The organism is Paracoccus sp. S-4012 (genome assembly GCF_009674885.1).
Classification (GTDB): Bacteria; Pseudomonadota; Alphaproteobacteria; order Rhodobacterales; family Rhodobacteraceae; genus Paracoccus.
Map to the genome: position 1 here is coordinate 48,319 of NZ_WKKA01000004.1, position 13,101 is coordinate 61,419.

General features: G+C 71.7%; 8 protein-coding genes. 6 read left to right on the plus strand and 2 right to left on the minus strand.

The window, feature by feature from the left end:
- Window positions 1–26: 26 nt before the first annotated feature.
- A complete protein-coding gene (locus GI374_RS07080) occupies window positions 27–4,811 on the plus strand; it encodes a glycoside hydrolase family 99-like domain-containing protein (RefSeq protein ID WP_154336333.1) in 4,785 nt (1,594 codons plus the stop codon).
- Window positions 4,812–4,824: 13 nt separating this feature from the next.
- Here GI374_RS07080 and epmA read toward each other — a convergent pair whose 3' ends face one another.
- Window positions 4,825–5,859, minus strand: coding sequence for an EF-P lysine aminoacylase EpmA (gene epmA / locus GI374_RS07085; RefSeq protein ID WP_154336334.1), 1,035 nt, complete (start codon window positions 5,857–5,859; stop codon window positions 4,825–4,827).
- Between the two features lie 105 nt (window positions 5,860–5,964).
- On the opposite strand from epmA, the gene efp reads away from it, so the two are divergent.
- On the plus strand, window positions 5,965–6,531 hold the full coding sequence (efp, locus tag GI374_RS07090) for an elongation factor P (protein ID WP_370515197.1): 567 nt from the start codon (window positions 5,965–5,967) through the stop codon (window positions 6,529–6,531).
- 122 nt (window positions 6,532–6,653) lie between these two features.
- Here the strand turns inward: efp and GI374_RS07095 are convergent, their stop codons facing one another.
- Complete coding sequence (locus GI374_RS07095; RefSeq protein WP_154336335.1) at window positions 6,654–8,942, minus strand: penicillin acylase family protein; 2,289 nt, start codon at window positions 8,940–8,942, stop codon at window positions 6,654–6,656.
- A gap of 270 nt (window positions 8,943–9,212) precedes the next feature.
- Between GI374_RS07095 and GI374_RS07100 the strand changes: the two genes are divergently transcribed.
- From GI374_RS07100 to GI374_RS07115, 4 genes are all read left to right on the plus strand, one after another.
- Window positions 9,213–10,190, plus strand: a complete 978-nt coding sequence (locus tag GI374_RS07100) for a TRAP transporter substrate-binding protein (RefSeq protein ID WP_229582905.1) — start codon at window positions 9,213–9,215, stop codon at window positions 10,188–10,190.
- Window positions 10,191–10,272: 82 nt separating this feature from the next.
- Window positions 10,273–10,818 carry a TRAP transporter small permease gene (locus GI374_RS07105; protein ID WP_154336336.1) on the plus strand — a complete coding sequence of 182 codons (546 nt, stop codon included), beginning with the start codon at window positions 10,273–10,275 and terminating at the stop codon, window positions 10,816–10,818.
- 6 nt (window positions 10,819–10,824) lie between these two features.
- Window positions 10,825–12,138 carry a TRAP transporter large permease gene (locus tag GI374_RS07110; protein ID WP_154336337.1) on the plus strand — a complete coding sequence of 438 codons (1,314 nt, stop codon included), beginning with the start codon at window positions 10,825–10,827 and terminating at the stop codon, window positions 12,136–12,138.
- Between the two features lie 5 nt (window positions 12,139–12,143).
- The gene (locus GI374_RS07115) at window positions 12,144–13,076 is read left to right on the plus strand and encodes a hypothetical protein (RefSeq protein ID WP_154336338.1); all 933 of its coding nucleotides are present in this window, start codon (window positions 12,144–12,146) and stop codon (window positions 13,074–13,076) included.
- The last annotated feature ends 25 nt before the right edge of the window (window positions 13,077–13,101 follow it).

The window sequence follows — 13,101 nt, forward strand, 5'->3', positions numbered from 1 at the left end:
GACCGGCGCGGCGCGGTTGGGACGGCATGACGGAGACGGCGATGACGGATGGCGGCAGCACGGCGGGCGCGCGGGTGCAGGGCACGGCGGCTCCCGCCGCACAGCGGCTCTGCCTGCTGGTCCTCGGGATGCACCGCTCGGGCACGAGCATGCTGACGCGGGTGCTGAACCTCGCGGGGTTCGGGCTGCCCGAAGATCTGGTGGGCGCCAGCCCCTCGAACCGCCTCGGCCATTGGGAGCCCGAGCGGCTGGTCGCGCTGCATGACGACCTGTTGCACGGCGCGGGCGCGTCGTGGCGCGAGTGGCGGCCGCTGAACCTCGCGCAGATGCGCGAGGGGGCCGGGGACTACGAGGCCGCGATCCGCGACTTCCTCAAGCGCGGAACGAAAGACGAGCCGCGACTGGTCCTCAAGGAGCCGCGAATGTCGCTGACCGCGCCGCTGACGCTTGCCGCGCTCGACGCGGCAGGCTGCGATTCGCGCTGCGTGCTGCCGTTCCGCAACCCGCTCGAAGTCGCGGCCTCGATCGAGCGGCGCAACGGCATTCCGGCCAGCCAGGCGGTGCTGATCTGGCTGCGCTTCACCCTCGAGGCCGAGCGTCACAGCCGCGGGCGGCGCCGCAGCTTCGTCTCCTATGAGGCTCTGCTGTCGGACTGGCGGGGCGAGCTGGCGCGGATCTTCGACCAGCTCGAACTGGGGCCGCCCCCGGGCGCCGAGACAGACGCGGCGGCCGGGATCGCCGCCTTCGTGCGGGCACGCGAGCGCCACGAGCGCGCCGATGCTGCGGCACTCGCCACCGAACCCGCGACCAGTGGCCTCGGGCGGGAGGTCCTGGACGGGCTGCACGCGTTCGCCTCGGCGCCGGACGACCCGGCGCTCATGGCCCGTTTCGATGCGGCCCGCGCCCGCCTTGACGAGATCGCGGCCCTGACCGCCCCGACGATCGCCGCCATCGAGGCCGAGCGCGAGGCCGCGCTCAGCCGTGCGTCCATCCTCGCCAATGATGTGGCGGTCGAGCAGGCCCGCAACCAGCGCCTGCAGTCGGCGGTGGACGGCATCGGTCAGTTGCATCACCAGATCGTCGCCCTCAACAGCAAGAACGACGACTTCATCGCCGAACTCCGCGGCCAGCTGGAGCATGCCCGCGGCGAGGCGGCCGCGCGCGAGGCCGAGCTTGCCGCCCAGCGGCCGCTGGTGGCTCATGTCGCTGCGCTGAACGCCGAACTCGAATCGGTGCGCGCCGAAGCGACACGACTGGAGTCGGAGGCCGCCTCCGGCTGGGATCGGGCCAGCGCCCACGAGGCGGAGCTTGCCGGGCTGCGGTCGCTGGCAGCCGATGTCGCGGCCCTCGGCACCGAGCGCGACAGCGCCCGCGCCCAGGCGCTCCGCCTCGAGGCCGAGCTCGAGACGGTTCGGCAGGACGCCGCCGCCGGCTGGGAGCGCGCCCAGGCGCTCGAGGCCTCGACCTCCTGGCGGGTGACGGCGCCGCTGCGCGCGGTTTCCGGCATGGTCCGCGGCGAGCGTCCGCGGATCGCCTCCGGCGCCGCCGCCCGCGCCCTCTGGCTGGCGCTGCCGATGGGCAACGCGACCCGCGCCCGCGTCAAGTCCACGGTCTTCACGCGCCTCGCACCGATCATGCGCCGCAGCCGCCTCTGGCAACGCTGGGCCGAGTTCAACGCCCTGCCCAACGCCGCGCGGCTGGCACTCCCCGGACACGACCCGCTGGCCGGCGCCGACCCGGTCCTCGGGCCCGCGCCCGCCTTCGAGCCGATGCGGATGGTGGCCGACCTCGCCGCGCCCAAGGCCCGCGCCGTCGCCTTCTACCTGCCGCAGTTCCACCCGATCCCCGAGAACGACGCATGGTGGGGCGAGGGCTTCACCGAATGGACCAATGTCCGCGCCGCCGAGCCGCAGTTCCCCGGCCACGACCAGCCCAAGCTGCCGGGCGAACTCGGCTATTACGACCTGCGCGACCCGGAGGTGATGCGCCGCCAGATCGAGCTCGCCCGCCGCTACGGGATCGGCGGTTTCTGCTTCTACTGGTACTGGTTCGGCGGCCACCGGCTGCTCGAGAAGCCGGTCGAGAACTGGCTCGCCGATCCGACGCTCGACTTCCCCTTCTGCATCGCCTGGGCCAACGAGAACTGGTCGCGCCGCTGGGACGGCAAGGACAGCGACGTGCTGATCGCGCAGGCGCATTCGCCCGAGGACGACCTCGCCTTCATTGCCGAGCTCGCCCCCTACCTGCGCGACCGGCGCTACATCCGCGTCGGCGGCCGGCCGCTGGTCATCGTCTACCGCCCTTCGCTGCTGCCGGACCCGAAGGCCACCGCCGCCCGCTGGCGCGACTGGTGCCGCGAGAACGGCGTGGGCGAGATCCACCTCGCCTACACCCAGTCCTTCGAGAGCGCCGACCCGGCCGCCTACGGCTTCGACGCCGCAATCGAGTTCCCGCCGAACAACGCCAGCCCGCCGGAGCTGTTCGATGAGGTTCAGGGCAAGCGCGAGGGCTTCAGCGCGCATGTCTACGACTGGACCTCCTACGTCGCCCGCAGCCGCGCCTATCCGAGCCCTGGCTACCGCCTTTACCGCTCGGTCAACCCGGCCTGGGACAACACGCCCCGTCGCAAGGGCAACGGCGGCGCGGTCTTCCTGCGTTCCAATCCCGGCCAGTATCGCGAATGGGTCGAGAACGCCGTCGCCCGCACGCGCCGGGACGCGGTGGACGACAGCGACCGGCTGGTCTTCATCAACGCCTGGAACGAATGGGCCGAGGGCGCGATCCTCGAGCCGGACCAGAGCTGGGGCTACGCCTGGCTGCAAGCGACGCGCGATGCGCTCGATCCCGGCGCGCGGCCGCGGCATGTGTTGCTCGTAGGCCACGACGCCCATCCGCATGGTGCGCAGATGCTGCTGCTGGCGCTCGCCCGGACGCTGCGCGCGAACGGCATCTGGGTCACGATCCTGCTGGGCGAGGGCGGCCCGCTGCTGGACGACTACCGCGCGCTCGGCCTGACGCATATCCTCGACCCGGCCAAGAGCGCCGAAGCCCGCATCGCCCGCCTGACGGCGCTGCGCCAGCAGGAGGGGCAGGTCGCGATCGTCAACACCGCGGTCACGGGCGGCCTCCTGCCCGAACTCAAGGCCGCGGGCTACCGCTGCGTGTCGCTGGTCCACGAGATGGCCTCGGTCCTGCGCGACTTCGGCCTCGCCCCGCAGGCCCGCGCGATCCGCGAGCATGCCGATGCGGTCGTCTTCGCGGCGACCGCCGTCCAGCGCGACTTCGAGGCGGCGGCGGGCGGGCCGGTCCCGCAGGCGGTGATCCGGCCGCAGGGCCTCTATCAGCGCCGCGAGGCCCGAACCGCATCCACCGCAGCCGAGGCCCGCCGTGCGGTCCGGGCCGAGTTCGGCGTGCCCGCCTCGGCCCGGCTGCTGCTCGGCGTCGGCTACACCGACCTCCGCAAGGGTGTGGACCTCTTCATCGACGCGGTCGCGGCCATGCATGCCTCGGGCGAGGATATTCATGCGATCTGGCTCGGCCATCACGACGGCTCCACCATCGACGCCCTGCGCGACCGCATCGCCCGCCACGGCCTTGGCGACCGGCTGCACCTGCCCGGCCGCCGCGACGATCCGCGCCCCTTCTACGACGCCGCCGACGCCTACCTTCTGACCTCGCGCGAGGACCCCTACCCCTCGGTGGTGCTCGAAGCGATGGCGGCAGGCGTGCCCGTGGTCCTCTTCGAGGGCGCGACCGGCGCCGGCGACCTCGCCCATCGGGGCCTCGCCGTGGCGGTCCCGCGCGGAGATACGGGCGCCATGGCCGAAGCCGCCACCCGCCTGCTCGCCGCGCCCGAGGCCACCGCCGCCATGACCGCCGCCGCGCGCGATGCGGTCGAGGCCGAATGCGGCTTCACCGACTACGTCTTCGACCTCCTCGCCCTCGCCGGGGCGCCGGTGCCGCGCATCTCGGTGATCGTCCCGAACTACAACTACGCCCGCTACCTGCCCGAGCGGATCGCTTCGATCATCGCCCAGGACTTCCCGATCCTCGAGATCATCGTGCTGGACGACGCCTCGACCGACGACAGCCTCGCCGTGCTCGAGGAACTGGCGGCGGACAGCCCGCGTCCGATCCGCATCGTCCCGGCCGAAGCGAACTCCGGCAACGTCTTCCGCCAGTGGCGGAAGGGCGTGGCCATGGCCCGCGGCGACTACGTCTGGATCGCCGAGGCAGACGACCTCGCCGCGCCCGACTTCCTCACAACGGCCATGGCGGGCTTCGAGGCCGAGGGCACGGTCCTCGCCTACACCGACAGCGCCCAGATCGACGCCGACGGCCGGATGACGGCCGCCGACTACCGCTACTGGGTGGACACGGTGGACCCGCAGAAATGGGCCACGAGCCACGCCAGCACCGGTCCCAAGGAGGTCGCCGCGGCGCTCTATCTCAAGAACACCATCCCCAATGCGAGCGCCGTCGTCATGCGCGCCGACGCGCTGCGCGGGGTGCTTGATGAGCAGGGCGAGGCGATCACCGCGCGGCGCTTCACGGGCGACTGGCTGGTCTATCTGGCGCTGATGCGAAAAGGAGGGGCGGCGTTCATCGCCGCGTCGAAGAACCTGCACCGCCGCCACGGCGGCAGCGTGACGGTCGCCGGCATGGGCGCGGCGCAACTGGCCGAGATCGCCGCGGTGCAGAAGGCCCTGGCGGAGGAATACGGGCTCGACGCGCGGCACCGTCAGGCGGCGCGGGCCTACCGCGCCGAGCTTGCGGCGCAGTTCGGCCTGCCCGGAAACGCCGCCGACTGATCCTCCGCCGCCCCTACGGCACCGGCACCCACTGCACCGCCTCGAGCGACGGCGCCGCCGTCGCCAGCATCACCAGCCGGTCGAAGCCGAGGGCGATCCCGCTCGCCTCCGGCATCGACCCGAGCGCGGCCAGAAAATCCTCGTCCAGCGGATAGCGCGCCGCTTCGCCATAGACCCGCGCCCGCTCGTCCATCTCGGCCTCGAACCGCCGCCGCTGCTCCGCCGGATCGGTCAGCTCGCCGAAACCATTCGCCAGCTCCACCCCGCAGGCATAAAGCTCGAACCGCTCCGCCACCCGCGGATCGTCCGCGGCCCGTCGGGCAAGCGCCGCCTCCGGCGCCGGGTAGCGGTCGAGGATCGTGGCGCGGCCATGCCCCAGATGCGGCTCGACCCGCGCGACCAGCACCCGGCTGAGGATGTCCGACCAACCGTCATCCGCTGCGACCGTCACGCCCGCTGCCTCCGCCTGCCGCGCCAGCCCGTCGCGGTCGGTCGCGCCGTCCGCCGCCACCGTCGCCAGCAGGTCCACCCCCGCGAACCGCGCGAAGGCCTCCGCCACCGACAGCCGCTCGGGCGCCGCGAGCGGATCGCACACCACCTCGCGAAACTGCAGCGCCCGGCTGCCCGCCGCCTCCGCCGCCAGCCGCAGCAGCGCGGCGCAATCCGCCATCAGCGCCTCGTAACCCTCGCCCGCGCGATACCATTCCAGCATCGTGAACTCCGGCTCGTGCAGCACGCCGCGCTCGCGGTTCCTCCAGACATGGGCGAAGGCGGCAATCCGGGTCTCGCCCGCGGCCAGCAGCTTCTTCATCGCGAACTCGGGCGAGGTGTGCAGGAAAAGCCGCCGCCCGACCCCGTCATTGCCAATCGCCTCGGTGGCGAAGGCGTGCAGATGCGCCTCGTTTCCCGGCGAGACGGCGAGCGCCGCCGGATCGACCTCGACGAACCCCTCCTCGGCCAGCCAGCCCCGCACCGCCGCCTGAATCCGGTTGCGCGCCAGCAGCGCCGGGCGGCGGTCGGCGTGGCGGCCTCTGTCCCACCAGGTCATCGGGCTTCCGTCTGGCGATCCGCCGCGCCATGCGCTAGGGCGTGCGGGATTTCATGCCCGCGCGCGCCTATCCCGCGCGCCATCCGACCACAAGGACCGCATCCCGTGAAAGTCATCGCCTCCACCCTCCGCAAGGGCAACGTCGTCGATCTCGACGGCAAGCTCTACGTCGTCCTCACCGCCCAGAACTTCCATCCCGGCAAGGGCACGCCGGTCACGCAGGTGGACATGCGCCGGATCTCGGACGGGGTGAAGGTCTCGGAACGCTGGCGCACCACGGAGCAGGTCGAGCGCGCGCATGTGGACGAGCGCGGCTACGACTTCCTCTACGAGGATGGCGAGGGCTTCCACTTCATGGAGCCCGAGACCTACGAGCAGATCACCGTGGGCGGCGACGTCGTCGGCGACCAAGCCCCCTACCTGACCGAGGGCATCCGCGTCTTCCTGCAGGTCCATGACGGCGTGGCGATCGCCCTGGAGCTGCCGCAGAAGGTGACCGTCGAAGTGACCGAGACCGAGCCGGTGGTGAAGGGTCAGACGGCGTCCTCGTCCTACAAGCCCGCCATGTGCGACAACGGCGTACGCGTCATGGTGCCGCCGCATATCGGCGTCGGCACCCGCATCGTCATCAACACCGCCGACAACACCTATGTGGAGCGGGCGAAGGACTGACCCCCGCCGCCCCCCTGCCCCATGAAGAAGCGCCGCGTCCACCAGGGCCGCGGCGCATCGCTTCGCCTTGACCCAAATATCCTCCGGGGGTCCGGGGGTGGAAAACCCCCGGCAGCCACGCCTCAGCCGCGCCCCGGCTTCAGCGTCAGCACCACCTCGGTCGCCGCCTCCACCGCCTCGCGCGTATAGACCATCGGCACATACTCGCCCTTTGCCCAGATCGCCGCCAGGTCGCGGGCGTGGGGCGAGGTCATGTCGCCCGACTGGCCGGGCGTATTGATCCAGCGGCTCTCGTCCCAGGCGCCGACATCGACCACCATCCGCATCGAAGCGCCGAAGCGGGGCGTGAAATCCGGCGGATCGTAGTCGGTCAGCATCACGGTGGTGCCGCTGCCGCCGACCGGCAGCGCCTCACCGCCGTCGGTCAGGTCCGAGGCGGGGCGGAAGCGGATGCGGTGCGCTTCGCCCCAAGTCCAGTCCTCCGGGTCGCCGTGGCTGACGCGCAGTTCCTCCCAGGCGATGGCGAGGGTGCGGTTCAACAGCAGCGCCTGCGCCTGCGGGCTGTCGAGGCCGCACGCCGCCCCGAGGCGGGGGGCGCGGTTCTCGAACAGCGCCAGCACCGCGCCGATGTCGCCCATGTCGAATTCGGCCCGCAGCGCCCGGGGCGCGCATTCCATCAGCGCCGGGCGCAGCGAGCGCGAGAGCCAGGTCTCAAACAGCAGCGCCGCCGCGCTGTCGGCGTCGAGGCGGAAGTTCCAGCCCCGCAACATCGCCACGGCGGCAGAACCATCCTCGGCGAGGCAGCCGGTCAGCCGCCGTGCGAGGTCGGAGAAGGTGTCGGTCTGCAGCGCGCAGGATTTCTCGACGCTGGTCGGCCCCTCGCCCAGCACCCCGGCGACGCGCGCGGCGCGGCCGTCGTTGTACCACTCGAAGCTGACCGGCCGGGCGTCGTGGTCCCAGCCCTCGGGCAGGTTGAACTGGTTGGCCGAATGGACGAAGCCGCGCGCCGGGTCGGTCTCGCCCGGCAGGTCGGCGGCGGTCATGAAGCCCTCCCATTCGAACCGCCCGTCGCCCGCCACCGGCACGACCCCGCGCCAGCCGGTGCGGCGCGGCACGAAGCCCGCGGGTTGCCAGGCGATGCGGCCCTCGGCATCGGCATAGACCATGTTGACCGTGGGCGCGCCCCAGCCCATCAGCGCCTCGCGGAACGCCTCGGGCGAGGTCGTGCGCGACGTGGCGAGGGCGGCCATGTAGGGCGCGGTGCCCGGCTCGGTCATCACGGTGCGGAGCGCGAGCGCGACGCCGCGGCCTTGCCACAGCACCGGCGCCTCGCCCCCGAAGCGCAGCTCGACGGTCTGGTCGGGATGCCCGGCGCAGGGGACCACCTCCTCGACCACCCGCATCTCGCGCCAGCCGTCGCCGTGGCGGAACTGCGTGCCCTCGGTCTGAAGGACCATCAGGTCCTCCTGATCGGCCGGAAAGATCGTCAGGCTGAAGGCGGCCGTTCCGTTGTGTCCCGCCATGATGCCGGGCGAGGACGGCTCGCCGCCGCCGATCAGGCTCAGCCCCGGCGCCTCCAGATGGACCAGATAGCGCAGCGACGGCGTGCCATAGGCGCGGTGCGGATCCGAGGCCATCAGCGGCCGCCCGCTCTCGGTCCGGTTGCCCGCCACGGCCCAGTTGTTGGAACCCTCGGCCACCACGAGGCCGGACTCGACATCCACGCGGCCCCATCTGCCCGCCTCGGCAAGGGTGGCTTTCAGCCGCTCGGGGTCGAAGCTCACCGGGCAGGTGGCCAGCCGGTAGGCGTCCATGGCGTTCTCGGGCAGGTCAAGGTCCGGGATCAGGTCGAACTCGGCCTCCGGCACCGCGGGCCGCAGCAGCTTCCGCAGCAGGTCCACGTCGCCCGCACCGGCGCGGTGCGCGCGCATCCGCGTGAACTCGGACAGCGCGTTGCGCGACAGGGCATGGCTGCGGATGCGGACCACGTCCTCGGGCGCCCAGCGGGCGGGCCGGGTGCCGAAGCGCGAGAACTCTGCCGGCAGCGGCATCCTGCCCGCCTCCACGAGGTCGATCGCGGCGTTGATCCCCTCGGCGAAGGCGGTGCAGATGGCTTCGGCGTCGGCGCCATAGCTCGCCCATTCCGGGGCCATGTCGCCGCGGTAGAGCAGCAGCCGCGAGGCGCGGTCCTGCATGAGGTAGCCGGGCCCGAAGTCGCCCGCCAGCAGCCCCAGGCCGCGCTTGCGCCAGAGGTCGATCTGCCACAGCCGGTCGCGCGCCGCGTTGAAGCCCTGCAGGAACCATGCGTCGCGGGTCGATGCCGCCTCGATATGCGGGATGCCCCAGCGATCGACCCGGATCACCGCATCATGCTGCAGCCCCGCCACCTCTAGAGTCCCGTCTGGGTTCATCGCCCTTTCCCTCGCAGGTTGTGCCCGATTCAAGCTGCGCATCCTGCATAGACTGCTTGCGTTTGCAATCGAACTGCCGTGCGGGGCCGGTGCCTTCGGCTGCCGCGATTGCGGGGGAGGATAACATCGATAGCCACCCAACGGCACTGACGCTCTCGGGCTGCGGGCTGTGTGCCGCTATCGAACCGCAGTCCCGCGTCCGATCGAACTGGACGCGTCGCCCCGCGCCCGCTTAGGCTCACCGAAAACAAACCTCAGGGAGCCGTCTCGATGAAGACCACGATGCTGACCGCCTCGACCCTCGCCCTCACCCTCGCCCTCGGCGCTGCTGCCGCCTCGGCCGAGACCTGGGACATGCCGGTGGCCTACCCGGCCAGCAACTTCCACACCGAGAACGCGGTCGAGTTCGCCGCCTGCGTGGGCGAGCGCACCGGGGGCGAGCTGGAGGTCGTGGTCCACCCGAACGGCGCCCTCTTCTCGGGCACCGACATCAAGCGCGCGGTGCAGACCGGGCAGGCGCCCATCGGCGAGCGGCTGCTCTCGGCCCATGAGAACGAGAACAAGCTCTTCGGCATCGACGCGGTGCCGTTCCTCGCGACCTCCTTCGAGGCCTCCGACAAGCTCTGGAACGCCGCCCGGCCGAAGCTGGAGGAGGCGCTCGCGGCGCAGGACCTCGTCTATCTCTACGCCGCGCCATGGCCGCCGCAGGGCCTCTACACCAAGAAGCCGGTCGAGAGCGTCGCGGACCTGCAGGGCGTCAAGTTCCGCGCCTACAACGCCGCCACCTCCCGCATCGCAGAGCTTGCCGGCCTGATCCCGGTGCAGATCGAGGCGGCCGAGCTGAGCCAGGCCCTCGCCACCGGCGTGGCCGAGAGCTTCATCTCCTCGGGCTCCACGGGGGTGGACAGCAAGGTCTGGGAGAGCCTGACGCACTGGTATGACGTGCAGGCCTGGCTGCCGCGCAACGTGGTCTTCGCCAACAAGTCGGCCTTCGAGGCCCTCGACGACGCCACCCGTGCGGCGCTGACCGAGTGCGGCGACGAAGCGGCGGCGCGCGGCACGGCGGCTGCGATGGCGATGGCCGACGACATGATCGCCGAGCTTCGCGCCAACGGCATGACGGTCGAGCCGCCCTCGGACCAGCTGCGCGCCGAGCTCGAGGGCTTCGGCCAGACCATGACCGACGAGTTCCTCGCCGAGACCGGAGCCGACGGCCAGGCGATCATCGACGCCTACCGCGCCGAGTGACCGGCACGCATGACGCGAGGTGGGGCGGGCGGTCCGCGCCGCCCGACCCCTGCCCGGCGCGCTTCCGCGAGGACCCACCCGCATGACCCGCCTGCCCCCGCGGCGCCGCGGCCTCGGCCGCGCGCTCGATCTGCTCTATGACGGCGCGGCGGTCCTCTCGGCGCTCTGCATGGTCGCGATGTTCGTCATCATCCTCGCGCAGATGATCGCCCGCTGGTCGAGCGTGATGATGCCGGGCGCCACGGAATACGCGGGCTACCTGATGGCCGCGGGCTCGTTCCTCGCCTTCGCGCATACGCTGAACCGCGGCGCGCATATCCGGGTGGGGCTGCTTCTCGTCGCCCTCGGGCGGCATCGCCGCTGGGCGGAGCTGCTGTGCCTCGTGATCGGCGCCACCGCATCCGCATATGTGGCGTGGTTCGCGGGCCGCCTCGTCTACTGGAGCGGGCGGCTGGGGGATGTCAGCCAGGGTCAGGACGCCACGCCGCTGTGGATCGTGCAGGCGCCGATCGCGATCGGCGCGGCGATCCTCGCCATCGCCTTCATCGACAACCTCGTGACCTTCCTGCGCAGCGGCCACGACAACATCCTGAGCGAAGACCTTGCCGAGCAATCCCATGCCGAGTGATCCGCGATGACCGCCGGGTTCCTGCCGATCATGATCTTCCTGCTGGTCCTCTTCGGCCTTCTGGGCCTCGGCGTCTGGGTCGGCCTCGCGCTTCTCGGCGTGGCCTGGGTCGGGATGGAACTGTTCACCTCGCGGCCGGTGGGCGATGCGATGATGACGGTGCTGTGGCGGTCGTCCTCGTCCTGGACGCTGACGGCGCTGCCGCTGTTCATCTGGATGGGCGAGATCCTCTACCGCACGCGGCTGTCGGAGGACATGTTCCGCGGCCTCGCGCCCTGGATGACGCGCCTGCCGGGGGGGCTGCTGCACGTCAACGTGGTCGGCTGCACGGTCTTCGCCGCCGTCTCCGGCTCCTCGGCCGCGACGCTGACGACCGTCGGCAAGATGTCCATCCCCGAACTGCGCCGCCGCCACTACCCCGAGCGGCACCTGATCGGCACCCTCGCGGGGGCGGCGACCCTCGGGCTGATGATCCCGCCCTCGCTGACGCTGATCGTCTATGGCGTCACGATCAACGAGTCGATCACCAAGCTCTTTATCGCGGGGATCCTGCCGGGGCTGGTCCTCGCCGCGATGTTCATGGTCTATATCGCCATCGTCTCGCGGCTGGACCCCAACTACCGCCCCGACCCCGAGCCGCCGATGAGCTTCCGCGCGAAGCTGCGGAACTCGCGCTTCCTGCTGCCGCTCATGCTGCTGATCGCGCTCGTCATCGGCTCGATGTATCTCGGCTTCGCCACCGCGACCGAGGCCGCCGCCCTCGGCGTCGCCGGCTCGCTGCTGCTGGCTGCGGCGCAGGGATCGCTGACCCTCGCCTCGCTGACCGCGAGCCTCATGGGGGCGGTGCGGACCTCGGCCATGATCGCCTTCATCCTCGCGGGCGCGGCGTTCCTGTCGCTGGCAATGGGCTTCACCGGCCTGCCGCGGCATCTGGCCGAGTGGATCGCCTCGCTCGACCTCTCGCGGTTCCAGCTGCTGATGGCGCTGCTGGTGTTCTACATCATCATCGGCTGCTTCCTCGACGGAATCTCGGCCGTGGTGCTGACCATCGCCGTGGTCGAGCCGATGATCCGGCAGGCCGGCATCGACATCATCTGGTTCGGCATCTTCATCGTCGTGGTGGTCGAGATGGCGCAGATCACGCCGCCGATCGGGTTCAACCTGTTCGTGCTCCAGGGCATGACGCGGCTCGAGATCTCCACGATCGCCCGCTACGCTTTCCCGATGTTTCTCATCATGGTGCTGATGGTGTTCATCCTGATCGCCTTCCCCGGCCTCGCCACCTGGCTGCCGGAGCAGATGCGCCAGCCGTTGAGGTGAAGGGGATGGTCGCCGTCCTCGGCGCCGCGGCGCGATATGGACGGGTGATCCTGGTCCTCGGGCTGCTGGCCGGGATCGCGCTGCCGGGCCTCGCGGCGGTGCTGGCGCGGCACCTGGCCGAGATCGCCGCGCTGCTGATGTTCCTCGCGGCGCTTCGCATCGGCGCGCGGGCGGCGCTCGGCTCGGTGGCCGAGGTCGGCGAGACGCTGCGGATGGTGGCGGTCCAGCAGGTCGCGCTGCCGGTCGGGCTGGCGCTGATGTTCCTCGGGCTCGGCTGGGGCGGGCCGCTCGCCACGGCGCTGATCCTGATGGCCTCGGGCGCGCCGATCTCGGGGGCGCCGAACCTCACGCTCCTCTGCGGCGGCGACCCGGCGCCGTCCTTGCGCCACTACGTCGCCGCGACCGTGGCTCTGCCGCTGACCATCATGCCGGGCTTCTGGCTCTGGCCCGCCTTCGGCGAGATGGGCGAGGTGCTGGCGGCGGCCCTGCGGCTCGTGGCGATCCTCGCCGTGGCGGGCGGCACCGCCTTCTGGCTGCGCGCCCGCTTCCTGCCCGCGCCGCGCCCTGACACCGTGGCCGCGATCGACGGCCTCGCCTCGCTGGCCATGGCCTTCGCCGTCATCGGCCTGATGGCCGCCTTCGTTCCTGCCCTGATCGAGCGGCCCGGCACGCTGCTCCTGACCCTCGCGGCCGCTTTCGCCGCCAATTACGGCCTGCAGGCGGCGACCTACGCCGCGACCGCCCCCGCGCCCGCCGCCACCGCCTTCGCCATCGGCGCGGGCAACCGCAACATCATGCTGTTCCTCGCCGTCCTGCCGCCCGCCGTCACCGACGAGCTGCTGGTCTTCGTCGCCTGCTACCAGATCCCGATGTATCTGACCCCTCTCCTCATGCGCCGCCTCTATGCGCGGCCCGCGCGGGCCTTGGCGCGGCCGTGAGCCCGCGCTACTGCTGGACCGGGCA